This window comes from Paenarthrobacter sp. AB444 (assembly GCF_028736865.1).
GTDB lineage: Bacteria > Actinomycetota > Actinomycetes > Actinomycetales > Micrococcaceae > Arthrobacter > Arthrobacter nicotinovorans_B.
Genome location: NZ_JAQZBY010000004.1, coordinates 85,212 through 102,058, shown reverse-complemented (window position 1 = coordinate 102,058; position 16,847 = coordinate 85,212). Strand labels below are relative to the sequence as shown.

Sequence of the window (16,847 nt, the reverse complement as noted above, 5' to 3'; positions counted from 1 at the left end):
ACGCCTAACGCCAGGTACCGACGCCGATAACCGGGCCGGCCTCCAGCCAAGAGGAGAGCCCCGCATAGGCATCGAAGTTCATGGCCAGCATGAACTTCCTGCCTTCGTATTGCAGTTCAACCACCACGACGCCGGGCTGCACCCGGACCAGCTCTTCCTCTGTCGGTTGGCGGCGGCCCAGCAATTCCAGTGAGCTGCGTTTGAACTTGTGCTTGGGAACAACGCTCAGAGACATCAAGCGGAACCACTCAAGATCATTGTCCTGATAACGACAAACCCCCATCTGCCAGCTGTTTCCAGCCGTGCAAATGGAGGCGTCGATCGTGCCAAGGGCGCGCCGCAGATTGAAGCGGCGCACCCCCAGAAGGCACAGTGAAATGATCAGCAACGTGAACGCTGTTGCCAAGGCGATGAACGGAATAAGGGAATCGTCCATCAAGGTCGTGCTATCGGATCCCCGCTGTAGCCGCTTCGCCCAATTTGGCGTTGTCAGCAACAATGACCACGCGATCGTTGTCCACGGAGAAGAACCCACCGTCGACAACTACTGCAATCCGGCCACCGGAAACCGGCTGGATTGCCAGCTCGCCCCCAGCCATGATGGCCAGAAGGGGCGAGTGGCCCGGCAGGATTCCGATTTCACCATCGCTGGTGCGGGCCTTCACCATCTTGGCCGCTCCGGACCACACGAAGTGGTCCGCCGCGACAATCTCAACCTCGAGCTCAGCCATACTACTTGGTCTGTTCCTGGATCTTGGCCCAGTTGCGCTCGACGTCATCCAGGCCGCCGACGTTGAAGAACGCCTGCTCTGCGATGTGGTCCAGCTCGCCGTCGCAGATAGCGGTGAAGCCTTCAACGGTGTCCTTGATGGACACGGTGGAACCTTCGACGCCGGTGAACTGCTTTGCGGTGTAGGTGTTCTGGGAGAGGAACTGCTGGATACGACGTGCACGCGAGACGACGATCTTGTCTTCTTCAGAGAGTTCATCGACACCGAGGATGGCGATGATGTCCTGGAGTTCCTTGTTCTTCTGCAGGATCTGCTTAACACGAACAGCCGTGTTGTAGTGGTCCTTGCCGATGTACTGGGGGTCCAGGATACGGGAAGTCGACGTCAGCGGGTCAACGGCCGGGTACAGACCACGGGAGGCGATTTCACGGGAAAGTTCCGTGGTCGCGTCGAGGTGTGCGAAGGTCGTGGCCGGAGCCGGGTCGGTGTAGTCATCAGCAGGCACGTAGATGGCCTGCATCGACGTGATCGAGTGACCCTTGGTGGAGGTGATGCGCTCCTGGAGCAGACCCATCTCGTCAGCAAGGTTGGGCTGGTAGCCCACGGCGGACGGCATGCGGCCGAGCAGCGTGGAAACTTCCGAACCTGCCTGCGTAAAGCGGAAGATGTTGTCGATGAAGAGCAGCACGTCCTGGTTCTGGACATCGCGGAAGTACTCCGCCATGGTCAGAGCCGACAGGGCCACGCGCAGACGCGTTCCCGGCGGCTCGTCCATCTGGCCGAAGACAAGGGCGGTGTCCTTCAGAACGCCGGCCTCTTCCATTTCAACCCAGAGGTCGTTACCTTCACGGGTACGCTCGCCAACGCCGGCGAATACCGAAGTACCACCGAAGTTACGGGCAACACGGGTGATCATTTCCTGGATCAGAACGGTCTTGCCAACGCCGGCGCCGCCGAACAGGCCGATCTTTCCACCCTTGATGTAGGGGGTGAGAAGGTCGATGACCTTGATGCCGGTCTCGAGCATCTCCGTGGAGCCCTCGAGGGAGGCAAAGTTCGGAGCCTTGCGGTGGATCGGCCAGTAGGCGTCAGCCTTGATCTCGGACTCTTCGACGTCGAGCGGCTTGCCCAGGACGTTGAAGATGTGGCCCTTGACGCCGTCGCCGACGGGCACGGAGATCGGAGCGCCGGTGTCCTGCACGGTGGTACCACGGACAAGTCCGTCGGTTGCCTGCAGGGAGATGGCGCGGACGAGGTTGTCACCCAGGTGCTGGGAGGTCTCGAACGTGATGGTCTTGGTCTGGCCGTTGAGGGTGATCTCGGTGGTCAGGGCGTTGTAAATCGAGGGGATTGCGTCAGCCGGGAATTCGACGTCGACAACCGGACCAATAACACGGGCAATGCGGCCGGTGGCACCGGCCGTTGCTACGTGTTCGGTAGCAGTGGCAGTCATCTCTCTCACTTCACTCAGTAGATGGCGTGGGGTTAAGTTTATCTGTTGTTCAGGTGCGGCTTTGAACCGAATCGGTGCAGGCTAGGACGCGAGTGCGTCGGCGCCGGCCACGATTTCGGAAAGCTCCTGCGTAATCTCGGCCTGGCGGGCCGTGTTGCGAAGGCGCGTGTACTTCTTGATCAGTTCCGTAGCGTTGTCACCGGCCGACTTCATGGCACGCTGGCGGGCTGCGAGCTCGGAAGCAGCAGCCTGCAGCATCGCCGCGAAGATGCGGGATTCGATGTAACGCGGAAGCAGGGCGTCGAGAACCTGCTCCGTTTCCGGTTCGAATTCGTACAACGGCAGCAGCTCGGTTTCCGAGGCAGCTTCCTCTTCGACGACCTCAAGCGGGAGCAAACGGATCACCGTGGGCTCCTGCGTGACCATGGACTTGAAGCGGGTGTAAACGACGTGGATTTCGTCCACGCCACCCTCTTCATAGTCGGTGGAGAAGTCTTCGAGAAGAGCAGCTCCGACTTCCTGCGCGGTTTCGAATTCCGGTGCGTCCGTGCCGCCGGTCCATACGCGGGCGTAGGACCGGTTCCGGAAATCGAAGTACGCCTGCGCCTTGCGGCCAACAAGGTACGCCTTGACTTCCTTGCCTTCTGCGTGAAGAAGCTCGGTGAGACCTTCAGCCTGCTTGAGCACACTGGCCGAGTAGGATCCTGCAAGGCCGCGGTCCGATGTGATGATCAGGACTGCGGCACGGCGGATCTGCTCCGGCTCGGTGGTCAGCGGGTGGTCGATTTCGCTCTGAGTTGCGACAGCAGAAACGGCGCGGGTAATCGCGTTCGCGTAGGGCAGTGAAGCTGCTACGCGGGCGCGGGCCTTACCAATGCGCGAGGTAGCGATCAGTTCCATCGCCTTGAAGATCTTGCGCATCGACGTCGTCGAGCTGATCTTCTGACGGTAGACCCGAATCTGGGCTCCCATACTTATCCTTTCCTAAGTTCCCGATGTGCTGCCCTGCCGGGGCCCTTGCGGACCCCGGCAGGGCAGGTTGTCGGAACTAGCGCTTCTGCTTGACGATCTTTTCCTGGTCGACGTCGCCGCCGGAGATCGCTGCGTGCTCTTCGTGGCCGGCGCCAACCAGGCGGTTGTCACCTTCGCCGAAGAAGCCCTTCTTGAAGGAGACGATGGCTTCCTTCAAGGCTGCAACGGTGTCGTCATCCAGGACGTTGGTCTGTGCCAGCGTGGTCAGGATGGAGGACTTGTGCGTGAGGTGCTCCAGGAACTCGGACTCAAAGCGGCTGATGTCCTCAACCGGAACGTCGTCCAGGTAACCGTTGGTACCGGCCCAGATGGAAACGACCTGGTTCTCGACGGGGAACGGCGAGTACTGGCCCTGCTTCAGCAGTTCCATCAGGCGTGCGCCACGGGTCAGCTGCTGACGGGAAGCAGCATCGAGGTCGGAGGCGAACATGGCGAAGGCCTGCATGTCGCGGTACTGGGCCAGGTCCAGCTTCAAGGTACCGGAGACCTTCTTCATGGACTTGACCTGTGCAGCACCACCAACGCGGGAGACGGACACACCGACGTCAACAGCAGGACGCTGGTTGGCGTTGAAGAGGTCCGACTGGAGGAAGATCTGGCCATCGGTAATGGAGATCACGTTGGTCGGGATGTAGGCGGAAACGTCATTTGCCTTGGTCTCGACGATCGGCAGACCGGTCATCGAGCCCGCACCGAGCTCGTCGGAGAGCTTGGCGCAACGCTCCAGCAGGCGGGAGTGCAAGTAGAAGACGTCACCCGGGTAGGCTTCACGTCCCGGCGGACGGCGCAGCAACAGGGACACGGCGCGGTAAGCTTCAGCCTGCTTGGACAGGTCATCGAAGATCACCAGAACGTGCTTGCCGCCGTACATCCAGTGCTGGCCGATGGCCGAACCCGCATACGGTGCAAGGTACTTGAAGCCGGCGGGGTCAGAAGCCGGGGACGCCACGATGGTGGTGTACTCCAGTGCGCCGTGGTCCTCAAGGGTCTGGCGGACAGCTGCGATGGTGGAAGCCTTCTGGCCGACACCAACGTAGACGCAACGAACCTGCTTGGTGACATCTCCCGAAGCCCAGTTGGCCTTCTGGTTGATGATGGTGTCGACGGCGATTGCGGTCTTACCGGTCTGACGGTCACCAATGATCAGCTGACGCTGGCCACGGCCGATCGGAATCATGGCGTCGATAGCCTTGAGGCCGGTCTGCATCGGCTCGTGGACCGACTTGCGTTCGGTAACACCCGGTGCCTGGAGTTCCAGTGCACGGGTGGTTTCGGCCTTGATCTCGCCAAGGTCGTCGATGGGCTGGCCCAAGGGGTCGACAACGCGACCCAGGAAGGCGTCGCCCACCGGAACGGACAGGATCTCACCAGTACGGTGAACTTCCTGGCCTTCTTCAATACCGGTGAAGTCACCGAGGATAATGACACCGATCTCGCGGACGTCAAGGTTCTGGGCCAGGCCCAGCGTGCCATCTTCGAAGCGAAGCAGCTCGTTCGCCATGACCGAGGGAAGACCCTCAACACGGGCGATGCCGTCACTTGCGGTGGTCACACGACCAACCTCTACGCGCTCTGCGTTACCGGGTTCGTAGGACGCCGCGAACTCGTTCAACGCATTACGGACGTCGTCGGCGTTGATGGTCAATTCGGCCATCTGCAGTCCCTGCTCTCCTGTTTCGTGATCATCGTTGCTCACGATGACCGGGTTTTATATCAGTTAAGTTGTGCTATGTCTTCGCTAGCCGGCAAGCTGGCGGCGGAGCTCCGTCAAGCGGGCGATGACCGAAGCATCGAGTACTTCGTCACCTACCTGAACGCGGATACCACCGATAAGTGCCGGATCAACGTTGACGTTGACCTTCAGCTCGCGACCGTACAGGGCATCAAGCCCGGCCTGCAGACGGCTGGCCTGCGTTTCCGTCAACGGACGGGTAACGCTGACAGTTGCAATCCAGCGCTGCTGGCGCTTGGCTGCAAGCTTGGCGAAAGATTCGACGAGCTTGCTCGGCTTGACACCGCGCGGCTGCGTCACTGCCTGGCTGATGAGAATCTTGGCTTCCTCGCTGATGCCAGGAACCAGTTTCTCGGCCAGTGCGATCTTCGCCGCAGGGGAAGCCTGCGGCTCAGACAAAGCACGTTGTACTTCGTGGCTGGAGGCGACGGCCTGGTTGAAGGCAAACAGATCGTTTTCCAGCTCTTCCAGCCCCGTGATACCGGAGGCAGAAACGGCCGACTTGTTTTCAGCTACGGCAATGACCACCGTGGCGGCAAGGGTCTCGAGTGCATCGCCGATATCGCGTGCCGACGCCCAGCGTGAACTGGCCAATCCGCCCGCGATTTCAGCTGCATCAGCGGAGACTTTCCCGCCAACCAGCTGCTTGACCAGCGCCGACTTCTCGTCTCCGGTACGGGACGGGTCAGTCAGGGCGCGGCGCAAGCCAGCCGAGCTGTCCACCGTTCCCAGGATTCCGAAGAGGTCCTTAGCCAACTGCAGCGAGGCCAGGGGAAGCTTGGCTTCCAACTGTGCCAATGCTGTGGTCAGCGATTCGCTCGATATACCTGCCATTACTTAGCTGCACCTGCGCTCTGGGTCTCCAGATCGGCCAGGAAGCGGTCAACAACGCGGGCAGCGCGCTCGTCGTCGGTGAGTGCTTCGCCAACGATGCGGCCTGCCAGCGTGGTGGCCAGGGTACCGACCTCGGAACGAAGCGAGACAACAGCTGCCTGGCGCTCCGATTCGATGGCGGCATGTGCCTGCTCGGTGATGCGTGCAGACTCGGCTGCAGCCTTTGCCTTCAGGTCCGCGAGGATCTGGGCGCCTTCGGCGCGTGCTTCTTCACGGATGCGGTTGGCTTCGGCACGGGCATCGGTGAGCTGCTGCTTGTACTCTTCAAGAGCCGCAGAAGCTTCTGCCTGAGCCGCTTCGGCCTTTGCAATGCCACCTTCGATTGCTTCGGCACGCTCTGCGAAGGTCTTCTCGAACATCGGGACAACAAACTTGACCACGATGTACATGAGGACCGCAAAGCCGACGAGGACAACGCCCATTTCCCAAACATTGGGAACAAGCGGGTTCGCGGCCGCTTCGCCTTCAGTGGCGGCTGAGATGATCAGCTGATTCATATTTCACCCGTCCTATCTACTCGTGCTTGGATTCGCTTGGTTCTTAGGACTAGGAAAGAACGAAAGCGAAGACCAGGCCGAGGATGGCAAGAGCTTCAGTCAGTGCCAGACCAAGGAACGCGATCGGCTGCAGCACACGCTGAGCTTCCGGCTGACGTGCAACACCGTTGATGTAAGCGGCGAACACGAGACCCACACCGATACCACCGCCGATGGCCGAAAGACCGTAGCCGATGAGGTTGAGGGAGCCGTTGATGGTGCCTTCCATTTTTTCTTCCTTTCAAGATGCCGCCCGTGCGGCAGGTTGTTTGGGTTGCTTCATCCCCGCAAGGGGAAGTGTTGGGAGCCTTAGTGGCTGTCGGCGTGCAGGGCGCCTTCGATGTAGATCGCGGTCAGCAGGGTGAACACGTAGGCCTGCAGGGCCATGATCAGCGCTTCAAGCATGTACATGGCGATGGCACCGACGAGGACCAGGACCGACGCGCCCTTGAGGAGCACGTTTTCCTGCATGACCAGGAACTCAATGCCGGAACCGGCGAGCATCACGATCAAGTGGCCGGCCAGCATGGTCGCGAACAGACGGAGGCTGTGCGTGACGGGGCGGACCAGGAAGTTGGAGATGATTTCGATCGGAACAACGATCGGAAGGATGTACCACGGCACGCCGGACGGAACCGTCGCGAGCTTGAAGTACTTGAGGCCGTTCTTCTTCAGACCGATTGCGATCCAGGTGACGTACACGATGCCTGCCATCACGTAGGCGCCGCCTACGTGGGAGAAGCTCGGAAGCTGGATCAACGGAATGGCACCGTAGATGTTGTTCACCAGGATGAAGAAGAACAGGCTGAACAACAGCGGGACGTACTTGATGAAGTCCTTGCCGCCGATGATGTCTTTGGCGATGCTGTTGCGGACGAAGCCGTAGGCCATCTCACCGGCGAACTGCAGCTTGCCGGGAACCAGCTGCTGCTTGCGTGCAGCGAGGATGAAGAATGTAGCGATAATGACGACCGAAAGGATCACCAGCAGCATCTGCTTGGAGAATCCGTCGTGCGCACCCCAAGGCAGGATTGCCGGCAGGTGCATTTCGTCGATTCCGGGTGGGGTGAAGGACCCCGAATCCTGGGCGGGGAGCGCAAGCGCGATCAACGCGTTTCCTCTCTGCTGTGTCCATCATTGGGCATTGGTTGAAATCCGGAAGCGTTGCACGCATCCACATTCCATGTGAAATTATTTGGCATTACTGTCCCCGTCCGTGGACGGACCGCTGTCTGCGTTGCTCTCGCCAGAAGAGGAGCTTTGCCTGGTGAGGCCGTGCATATGGGAAAGATAGAACCCTCCTGCGGCTCCCAGCAGAGCGCCAAGGAGCACAATCCAGCGGGTCCCCCACAGATTATCCAAACCCCAGCCTATCAAACTCCAGACAATGATCCCGCCAATGATGTAGCTGAAGACAGCGAGACCGGCGTTGTAGCCACCGTCGTTTCGGGCTTCAGCCGAGTCATTGCGCTTGGCAGGTTGCTGACCGCCGAGGGACGGGCGTGAATAGCGCTTACGCGGAGACATCCGGACCACCCTTCGGCTCGGAGGGGTCGTTGTAGATCTGGAGGCGCGCTTTGCTGAAACCATAGATTTCGGCGGCTTGCCAGAAGACCACCGTGACGACTGCCCCGATGAGGAACCACCGGGCGTGCAGCCACTCGGGAGCTCCGAGCACGAACAGCACGACGGCGAAGCCGACAACCTTGATGAAGTACGTAGCCACAAAAAGGCCGACGGCACCGGAGGGGTTGTTCCGGCCGACAAAGTGACCGATCAGGAGGCTGATTCCAAAAAAGAGCATGACCAGCGCGGCACCGAACGCGGCTGAGAGCGCGCCCTGGCCGCCATTCATGAAGGCTGCGATCACGCAGGTGAGCGCCGTTGCAGCAGTTGCCGAAGCAGCGCTGAGGCCCAGCAGCCTAAGCCACAGCGAGGATCGGCCACCCAAAGATCCAACAACACGTTTGCCGGACGGGCGTCCGGAATCGGCGTTGGATGTCATGGGGATACCAATCCTCGTGGCACAGGTGCCATATTCTCAAAGTGGGGTTACGGGCGAGTGACTGTCCGCAGTAAGAATTCTACATGAGATAGAACTGGGACGATAACCGGCCGTCATCTACTGTTCCCCCGGCCCGGCTGTTTTCCGGGTGAAGTAAGGCCACGCCGTCACCGCGGCCATGACCAGCGCGGCCGCGATAACCACGATCAACACCACCTGCCAGGGGAAGACGGCAAAAGCCACGCCGCCGAAGGCAAGGATCGACGTCCAGACATACAACATCACGACGGCGGTGCGATGCGAGTATCCGAGGTCCACCAGCTTGTGGTGGAGGTGCCCTCGGTCGGCAGACCACGGGGACTGGCCCCGGGCGGTCCTCCGGACAACTGCCATGCCCAGATCCAGCAGGGGAAGGGAGAGCACCGCGAACGGCAGCAGAATCGGAACGATGGTGGGGATGCCGTTGGCGCGGTCGTACAATCCTGAACCGATTTGGCCGGTCGCCACCACGCCCGCAGAGGCCATGAGCAATCCGATGAGCATCGCCCCGGAGTCACCCATGAAGATCTTGGCTGGGAACCAGTTGTGGGGCAGGAAGCCGATGCAACTGCCCACAAGGATGGCCATCAGGAGTGTCGCGAGGTCCGAGTTGTCCGTGGACGGGTTGTTCCGGTGGACCCAGTACGCGGTGAGGAAGAACGCTCCCCCACCGATGATGGCCACCCCGGCTGCCAAACCGTCCAGTCCGTCGATGAAGTTGACGGCATTCATGGTGGTCACGATCAAACCCGCCGTCAGCACGATCTGGACCACCTCGGAGCTCAGGACGATTGGCTCCGGAATGAACGGCACGACGGACATCCGCACGCCCCAAATTGCCACGATGAAGGCCGCGGTCCCCTGCCCCAGGAGCTTGATCCACCACCGGATATCCAGGATGTCGTCGGCTACCCCCACCGCGACAATAACGACGGCACCGGCGAGGATTCCCCACGGGGCGTCGTTGTGCCTGAAGATGTCCTTGACGAAGAACGAATTGGAAGCCACTACCAGCGCAGCGAAAAAGCCTACGAAGATGCCAAGTCCCCCAAGTTTGGAGATCAGGGCGGAGTGCATGTCGCGGCTTCGGATGGGTTGGTACAAGCGGAGCTTGTTTCCGAGCACGCGGGCTCCCCAGGTTCCCCCGTAAGCCACGACGGCAGCAGTGAGAGCCATCAGCAGATACATGATCATGAGGCGACTCCCTGGACCGGCCGCTTGGCCGACGCGGACACCACAACCGGTGCACGCCGCCCGGGCGCTGCAATGAGGGGCAACTCAGGGCAGCTCAGGGTGTGGAATTCTGTCAGTGGATAAATGGAACTACTCCGTCGCCATGCCTGCACCGGCTGTGCCGAATAGTGCGGGATTTTTCGTGGACTCTAGTCACGATACTAATGCCAATGGCCGTGACCACCCTGTGACACAGCCGCAGGGCCGCAGCTTGTTTTCGCTGGGCCCGGGCTGTCCGGCTGTTACCGGACAGGCTCCTTTACGTCTCGCAGGGCGTAGATTCCGTCCAGTACTTGCGCGTTGGAACGCGGCGCCTTCAGGCTGTGGCGCAGTCCCTTGAGCAGGCCCTCCAACAGAACCTTCCGGTTGGAGGAGGCTGCAATCGTCCGGGTCCAGTTACGCAGGGAAGCTCCGGTGAACAGGATCTTCTCCCAGGGCGCGAGGGCGTTCGAGCGGGTATAGACCCAGAGCTTGTTCCGAACCTCGTAATAGAACCGAGGGCCCGGATCCGCCCCGGCGTCGCCAAAGACTTTCGTATGGTGGTTGGCCACGGAAGCCTCGGTGGTCAGTGCTGTGCCGTCACGGGAAATCCTGGCGGTGTACTCCAAATCGTCATTCCAGATGAAGTAGTCCGCGATGGGAAGGCCGTGCTGCTTGATCTCTTCGGCGCGGATCAGCACCGAAACGAAGGAGGCACTGCGGATCTGGGTTGCGCCGATCCGGGCAGCGGTGCTGCGTGCGGCCTCGCTTGCGCCCAGCCGCGGTCGCATCCTGTTCATCGGGTGGTCGCGGCCGTCGGTCCAGACAACACGACTCGCAATGAACGCCGGAGCTTCCCCCGTTTCCCGCCGGTAAGCCTCGGAAACCTCCAAGGCTTCATCAAGGGCGGCCGGCTGTGGCTCTGTGTCGTCGTCCATGATCCACACATGGTCCGCGTGGTGGTCCAGCACCGCACGCTCCATGCCGACCACGAACCCTCCGGCGCCGCCAACGTTCGTGTTCAAACGAACGACATCGGTGGTCACCGGAGCTTGGTATTGCTCCAGGAACGCCGCGGTGTCGTCGGTGGAGGCGTTGTCCACGACGACGATCGCGTCAGGTACGCGGGTGCCTGCGGTGATGCCCTCCAAAGTGGTCTGGAGGAGTTCACGCCGGTTGAAGGTCACTACGACAGCGACCACGACAGCTTTCGATGACATTTAGTTGCCTTTGGTCTTGGATGGCTGGAAACGGCGTCGCAGCAGCAGGGCGGCCAGCTTCCACGGTTCAACGAAAACCCTGTAGGCGACCCTGCCCGGGTGCAGCACCAGGCGCCAGGCCCACTCAAGGCCCAGGCGGCCCAACCACCGCGGAGCCAGCTTTTGGATACCGGCCACCTGTTCTATCGCTCCACCGACGGCGCAGTACACAGCGGGAGGAAGTTGCCCGAGCCTGCGGTGCAGGACCGTTTCCTGAAGGGGCATGCCCAGGCCCAACAGGACCAGTTGGGGACCGAACGCCACCAACCAGTCCACCACCGCGCCTTCCAGGGCTTCATCCCATGCTTCGCCGGGCATACCGTCCACTGTTGCTCCTGGAACGATGGATCGAAGGCGGGCAATTGCCTTGGTATTGGCCTCGCGTCCGGCCCCGATGACGGCAATCCGCTGCAGCCCGGGAATCTTGCCAAGCTCCGGGATCCAATCCATGGAACCGAGCCTGTAGGCCATGGTCCCTTGACCGGCCGGCTGCAGTTGCCGTTTGTGGGCGAGCCCCCACAACATCGCCACCGGAGCACCGTCCAGCAGGACGATGGAGCTGTTCTCGTAGACCGACCGCACGTCGGCACGGGAATGCACCAAGGTAACGCTGTGGAGGTTGTGCCCCACGACAGTGCTGGTACTACCGGCCTCAATGAGTCCGGTCATGGCATCCAGAAGCTCCTGGACGCGCATCGGAGTGGCGTCCACGTCAAGGACGGGGACGCGTTGGCGTGCAGGAATCATCCGGGCTGGTTTTCGCCGTCGGTCCCGGGCGTGGCCGTGTCGGAATCGGCGTCCGGAACGGCGGCAGCAACTGTTTCGCCGATGCCAAGAATCGAGGGCACGATCTCGCGAAGGCGTTCCAGTTCGATGGCCCCCTGGCGCACCACCCGGAAGGGCGTGGACGTGGCATCAACAATCGTGGACGGCACTGCCGCGGTTCCCTTGACCGGGCGGAAGCCACCCTCCAGGTAGACCTCAACCGAATCAGCCAACTGCAAGCGTGCTTCCGACGCTGTCTGTGCCGCTTCCTGCCCGGTACGGTTGGCAGACGATACAGCCAAGGGGCCCGTCATGCCCAGAAGGTCCAAGGCAAGGTGGTCATCAGGCATCCGCAGGGCTACGGTGCCCTTGGTGTCCCCAAGATCCCAATCAAGTGACGGCTGTGCATGCAGAATCAACGTCAACCCGCCAGGCCAAAAGGCCTGCGCCAAAGCACGGGCATCGGCCGGCACCTCAGTTGCGAGCCCATCCAGGGCATTGATCCGGGGAATCAACACAGGAGGCGGCATTTGCCGGCTGCGGCCCTTGGAGGCCAGCAGCATGGTCACCGCCAATGGCGAAAAGGCATCAGCTGCAATCCCGTAGACGGTGTCTGTGGGCATCACGATGCACTTCTTTTCAGTGATGGCGCGCTGGGCATGCTGAAGTCCTTCAGCGCGCTGGTCCTCGGAAGTGCAGTTGTAGGTTGTCGTCACAGCGCTATTCTTTCACTCATCAGGCGCGACACTGGCCAGTATCGCGCTGGTTGCACGTTCTTTGCCGTTCAGATCAAAGTGCGTGGTGATGTTTTTCCACCGTCCCATGCGTTGCAACATTCCGGCGATCCATTCTGCCTGGACTTCTGCGTGTTCCATCACGAAGTAGCCCCCCTCTTTCAGGAGCCGGGCCGCAGAGGCGGCTGCCGCCGTCGGGAGTTCCATTCCGTCCGCTCCCCCGCCGTACAACGCCTCCGGCGGATCGTGCAGGGCTACTTCGGGCTCGGACGGAATCGCCTCGGCGGGAATGTACGGCGGATTGGAGACGACGACGTCGAAGGTTCCGTTGTGCTCGGGCAGGGCATCCCGGAGATCACCCTGGACAAGCCGGACGCCGAGGGGTTCGAGGTTCCGCGCGGCCCAGGCGTGGGCAAAGGTGCTGTATTCCACGGCATGGACTTGGGCGCCGGGCACCTCGTGGGCGATGGAGCCTGCAATGGCACCCGAACCTGTCCCGAGGTCCACCACTTTGGGTTCACGCATACCGGCAACTTTGTCGATGACCAGCTGGACCACCGACTCTGTCTCCGGACGCGGAATGAAAACACCAGGGCCCACCCGCAGCTCGAGATGCCGGAAATAGGCGACGCCGGTGATGTGCTGCAAGGGAACACGGCTCGCCCTTTCCTGCACCAGTTCGCTGTATCCCTCGGGAGCCGGAGCATCACCGAGCAGCATTGCGCGCAGGCGGCCCAACCCCACTCCCAGCAAGTGCTCGGCCAGGAGTTCGGCATCCACGCGTGCGCTGGGGACACCAGCCTCGGACAACACGGCAGTAGCCTCGCGGACAGCGTCCGCGAGGCTTTGGCCTGGGTAAAACGTCATGGATTGCCTTGCTTGCTGAAGGTGAAAAGGCCTTGCCGGGCGGCTATTCGCCAATAGCATCCAGGCGCGATTGCTCGTCCATCTCGATTGCCGACTGGATGACCGGCTCGAGATCCCCGTTCATCACGGCGTCCAGGTTGTAGGCCTTGTACCCGGTGCGGTGATCGGCAATGCGGTTTTCCGGGAAGTTGTACGTGCGGATGCGCTCCGAACGGTCCATGGTCCGGATCTGCGACTTGCGCTGCTCGGAGTTGGCTGCGTCAATCTGTTCCTGCTGGTGCGCCAGAAGGCGGGCACGGAGGACGCGCATGCCGGCTTCACGGTTCTGCAGCTGCGACTTTTCGTTCTGCATCGCCACAACAATGCCCGTGGGCAAGTGGGTGATGCGGACGGCGGAGTCGGTGGTGTTCACGGACTGCCCGCCGGGACCGGATGAGCGGTAGACGTCGATCTTGAGGTCGTTCTGGTTGATTTCCAGTTCTTCCGGCTCGTCGACTTCCGGAAGCACCAGGACACCGGCAGCCGAGGTGTGAATCCGGCCCTGCGACTCGGTCACGGGAACACGCTGCACGCGGTGGACGCCGCCTTCGAACTTCAACCGGGCAAAAACACCCTGCGCCGGGTCATTCGAGTTGCCCTTGATGGCCACAGACACGTCCTTGTAGCCGCCAAGGTCCGACTCCGTGGCAGAGATCATTTCGGTCTTCCAGCCGCGTGATTCTGCGTAGCGCATGTACATGCGCAGAAGGTCACCGGCGAACAACGCAGCTTCATCGCCGCCTTCGCCACCCTTCACTTCAAGGATGACGTTGCGGGCGTCATCGGGATCGCGCGGGATCAGCAAACGGCGCAAGCGCTCCTGCGCGGCAGGAATCTGTTCCTCAAGCTGCTCCACTTCCGCGGCAAACTCGGGATCCTCGTCAGCCATTTCCTTGGCCGCCTCGAGGTCGTCGTTGAGTCCGCGCCACTTGTTGTACGCCTCCACGATGCCCTGAAGCTCGGCAGAGCGCCGCCCCAACTTCCTGGCAGCAGACTGGTCGGCATAAACGGCAGGATCACTCAGCTGCGCCTGAATAGCAGCATGCTCATCAAGCAATCCCTGTACGGACTCAAACATTTAGAACAACCTTTCAACGCTGCGCTCAAGTTTAGTGGCGCAAACAGCGGAAGGTGACACGACCGCCGTCGAGTATTAACAACCGGCCCGCGAAGGCGAGCCGAAAACGGGACGAGCCGCTGATTCTGCTGCCCCGGGAGTGGCTTCGGGCCTGCCGGAGCGTGGTGGCAAAGTCCGTTAGGACTTGGCCACCACGCGTAGGGGCGGGGGCAGCAGAATCAGCGGCTCAGTAAAGCAGCTATTTGTCGTTATCCGACTTCGCTCCGAGCGTCGTCTTCTGCACCTGCATGAGGAACTCGACGTTGCTCTGCGTCTCCCGGATCTTGTTGGTCAGCAGTTCAAGGCTCTGCTGCTGCTCCAGGCCGGAGAGGACACGACGCAGCTTCCACATGATCTTGACTTCTTCAGGCGAGAGCAGGTTTTCTTCGCGACGGGTACCCGAAGCGTTGACGTCCACGGCCGGGAAGATTCGCTTGTCTGCCAGCTGGCGGGACAGGCGGAGCTCCATGTTGCCGGTGCCCTTGAACTCTTCGAAGATGACTTCGTCCATCTTGGAGCCGGTCTCAACCAGAGCCGTGGCCAGAATCGTGAGCGAGCCACCGTTTTCGATGTTGCGGGCTGCACCGAAGAAGCGCTTGGGCGGGTACAGGGCTGCGGAGTCCACACCACCGGACAGGATGCGGCCCGAGGCCGGCGCTGCCAGGTTGTAGGCACGGCCCAGTCGGGTCATGGAGTCAAGGAGGACCACCACGTCCATGCCCATCTCCACGAGACGCTTGGCGCGTTCGATGGAGAGCTCGGCAACCGTAGTGTGGTCGTCGGCGGGACGGTCGAAGGTGGAGGCAATGACCTCGCCCTTGACCGTGCGCTGCATGTCCGTGACTTCTTCGGGGCGTTCGTCAACCAACACCATCATGAGGTGGACCTCAGGGTTGTTGGTGGTGATGGCGTTCGCGATGGACTGCAGGATGAGCGTCTTACCGGCCTTCGGCGGGGAAACGATCAAGCCACGCTGGCCCTTGCCGATCGGGGCCACGAGGTCGATGACACGGGGGCCGATCTTCTTGGGGTCCGTTTCCAGGCGCAGGCGCTCAGACGGGTAGAGCGGAACGAGCTTTGCGAACTCGACGCGGTCCTTGAGTTCCTCGGGAGTCTTGCCGTTGACCGAGGTGACACGGACAAGCGCGTTGAACTTTTGGCGGGCAGACTGCTGTCCACGGTCTTCCCCTTCGCGCGGTGCGCGGATGGCACCTACGACGGCGTCGCCCTTACGGAGGTTGTACTTCTTGACCTGGGCCAGGGAGACGTAGACGTCATTGGCACCGGGGAGGTACCCCGAGGTACGGATGAAGGCGTAGTTCTCCAGGACATCGAGGATGCCAGCCACGGGGAGCAGGACATCGTCCTCAGTGACCTCGACGTCGTCAACGTCCGGCCCCTGCGCACGTCCGCGACGACGTTCGTTGCGGTCGCGGAAACGGTCGCTGCGGGAGTTTCCGTCACGGCTGTCCTGGCCGCCCCTGCGGTCGTTGCGGTCATTCTGGTCGTTGCGGTCCCGACGGTTGCGGCGGTTGCGCCGGTTGCCGGTGTCGTCGCCGTCGTTGTTGTCGTCACGGCGTCCGCGGTTGTTGTCGCGGCGTTCGCGCTGCTGATCGCCGGAGTCGGACTGCTCGCGCTGCTCACGCTGTTCGGTGCGTTCTGCACGCTGCTCACGCTGCTCGGTGCGTTCTGCACGCTGCTCACGCTGTTCGGTGCGCTGTTCGCCTGCCGGTGCTTCCGCTGCTTCAGCAGGAGCTGCGGCAGCTTCGCCGCGGCGGCGGTTGCGGGTGCGTGGCTGGCGACGCTCTGTTCCGGCGTCGGTGGCTTCGGCTGCTGCCGGAGTCTCGACGGCGGGTGCTTCAGCGGGCTCTGCGGCCGGTGCAGCAGTGGTTGCGGCAGCCGTGGACGCGGCGGCCTCAGCAGCTGCGACGACGCCATCGCTCGTTGCCCGACGGCTGCGGCCACGGCCGCGACCACGGGGGGCCTCCTGGGCGGGAGCCTCCGCCGCAGCCTCAACAGGCGTGCTCGCCTCCGGGGCCTTGGCCTCGGCAACCGGGGCTTCCTTGGCCACGGCAGGAGCCTTGGCAGCAGTGGCCTTGGCAGGAGCCTTGGTCGTGGAGGTGCCCGCGCGGTGGGCAGAGATGGCCGTGACCAAATCTCCCTTGCGCATACGGGATCCCCCCGAGATACCCAACTGGCTCGCGAGAGCCTGGAGCTGGGCGAGCTTGAGGCCTGCGAGGCCGCTGCTCTTGGTTGCTGCCGTTGACGACTCAGCAGCAGAAGATGATGTGTCCACAGCTGAAGCCAGCTCAGTGGTTTCTGTCACGAAGGATCCTTCCCCCTCGACGGCGTCCAGAGCGAGAGCTGGACGCGATGATTGTTCTGGGCTGCAGTTCAGATCTGCAGCCGGTGATTTTGGCCGTGCCTGATGG

At 61.8% G+C, this 16,847-nt stretch carries 18 protein-coding genes; all 18 read right to left on the bottom strand.

Annotated features, from left to right (window positions below):
• Window positions 1–4: 4 nt before the first annotated feature.
• Window positions 5–436 carry a DUF2550 domain-containing protein gene (locus PQ627_RS07015; protein WP_144659873.1) on the bottom strand — a complete coding sequence of 144 codons (432 nt, stop codon included), beginning with the start codon at window positions 434–436 and terminating at the stop codon, window positions 5–7.
• Between the two features lie 10 nt (window positions 437–446).
• Window positions 447–731: a F0F1 ATP synthase subunit epsilon gene (locus PQ627_RS07010; protein ID WP_274259510.1), complete on the bottom strand. Its 285-nt coding sequence runs from the start codon at window positions 729–731 to the stop codon at window positions 447–449.
• 1 nt (window position 732) lies between these two features.
• Window positions 733–2,184 (bottom strand): F0F1 ATP synthase subunit beta, encoded by a 1,452-nt coding sequence (atpD, locus tag PQ627_RS07005; protein WP_144659871.1) that lies wholly within the window; start codon window positions 2,182–2,184, stop codon window positions 733–735.
• Between the two features lie 81 nt (window positions 2,185–2,265).
• Window positions 2,266–3,156, bottom strand: a complete 891-nt coding sequence (locus tag PQ627_RS07000; protein WP_262275353.1) for a F0F1 ATP synthase subunit gamma — start codon at window positions 3,154–3,156, stop codon at window positions 2,266–2,268.
• Window positions 3,157–3,232: 76 nt separating this feature from the next.
• A complete protein-coding gene (gene atpA / locus PQ627_RS06995) occupies window positions 3,233–4,870 on the bottom strand; it encodes a F0F1 ATP synthase subunit alpha (RefSeq protein ID WP_144660016.1) in 1,638 nt (545 codons plus the stop codon).
• A gap of 84 nt (window positions 4,871–4,954) precedes the next feature.
• Window positions 4,955–5,782 (bottom strand): F0F1 ATP synthase subunit delta, encoded by an 828-nt coding sequence (locus tag PQ627_RS06990; RefSeq protein ID WP_144659869.1) that lies wholly within the window; start codon window positions 5,780–5,782, stop codon window positions 4,955–4,957.
• Entirely contained in the window at window positions 5,782–6,339 is a 558-nt protein-coding gene (locus PQ627_RS06985) for a F0F1 ATP synthase subunit B (protein ID WP_144659868.1), read from the bottom strand. The genes PQ627_RS06990 and PQ627_RS06985 overlap by 1 nt, the downstream gene beginning before the upstream one ends.
• A 49-nt stretch (window positions 6,340–6,388) precedes the next feature.
• Window positions 6,389–6,607, bottom strand: coding sequence for an ATP synthase F0 subunit C (gene atpE / locus PQ627_RS06980; RefSeq protein ID WP_011775261.1), 219 nt, complete (start codon window positions 6,605–6,607; stop codon window positions 6,389–6,391).
• A gap of 80 nt (window positions 6,608–6,687) precedes the next feature.
• A complete protein-coding gene (gene atpB, locus PQ627_RS06975; protein ID WP_144659867.1) occupies window positions 6,688–7,488 on the bottom strand; it encodes a F0F1 ATP synthase subunit A in 801 nt (266 codons plus the stop codon).
• Between the two features lie 81 nt (window positions 7,489–7,569).
• Window positions 7,570–7,905, bottom strand: coding sequence for a hypothetical protein (locus PQ627_RS06970; protein WP_274259504.1), 336 nt, complete (start codon window positions 7,903–7,905; stop codon window positions 7,570–7,572).
• Window positions 7,892–8,383: a hypothetical protein gene (locus PQ627_RS06965; RefSeq protein WP_144659865.1), complete on the bottom strand. Its 492-nt coding sequence runs from the start codon at window positions 8,381–8,383 to the stop codon at window positions 7,892–7,894. Before PQ627_RS06965 ends, PQ627_RS06970 begins: the two co-directional genes overlap by 14 nt.
• Before the next feature lie 117 nt (window positions 8,384–8,500).
• The gene (locus PQ627_RS06960; RefSeq protein ID WP_144659864.1) at window positions 8,501–9,616 is read right to left on the bottom strand and encodes an MraY family glycosyltransferase; all 1,116 of its coding nucleotides are present in this window, start codon (window positions 9,614–9,616) and stop codon (window positions 8,501–8,503) included.
• 281 nt (window positions 9,617–9,897) lie between these two features.
• On the bottom strand, window positions 9,898–10,854 hold the full coding sequence (locus PQ627_RS06955; protein WP_274259503.1) for a glycosyltransferase: 957 nt from the start codon (window positions 10,852–10,854) through the stop codon (window positions 9,898–9,900).
• Entirely contained in the window at window positions 10,855–11,640 is a 786-nt protein-coding gene (locus PQ627_RS06950; protein WP_274259502.1) for a WecB/TagA/CpsF family glycosyltransferase, read from the bottom strand.
• Window positions 11,637–12,374 carry an L-threonylcarbamoyladenylate synthase gene (locus tag PQ627_RS06945; RefSeq protein WP_274259501.1) on the bottom strand — a complete coding sequence of 246 codons (738 nt, stop codon included), beginning with the start codon at window positions 12,372–12,374 and terminating at the stop codon, window positions 11,637–11,639. Before PQ627_RS06945 ends, PQ627_RS06950 begins: the two co-directional genes overlap by 4 nt.
• A gap of 12 nt (window positions 12,375–12,386) precedes the next feature.
• The gene (prmC, locus tag PQ627_RS06940; RefSeq protein ID WP_274259500.1) at window positions 12,387–13,259 is read right to left on the bottom strand and encodes a peptide chain release factor N(5)-glutamine methyltransferase; all 873 of its coding nucleotides are present in this window, start codon (window positions 13,257–13,259) and stop codon (window positions 12,387–12,389) included.
• Window positions 13,260–13,302: 43 nt separating this feature from the next.
• The gene (gene prfA, locus PQ627_RS06935) at window positions 13,303–14,376 is read right to left on the bottom strand and encodes a peptide chain release factor 1 (protein ID WP_274259498.1); all 1,074 of its coding nucleotides are present in this window, start codon (window positions 14,374–14,376) and stop codon (window positions 13,303–13,305) included.
• A 238-nt stretch (window positions 14,377–14,614) separates the two neighbouring features.
• Entirely contained in the window at window positions 14,615–16,741 is a 2,127-nt protein-coding gene (gene rho / locus PQ627_RS06930) for a transcription termination factor Rho (protein ID WP_274259495.1), read from the bottom strand.
• Between the last annotated feature and the right edge of the window lie 106 nt (window positions 16,742–16,847).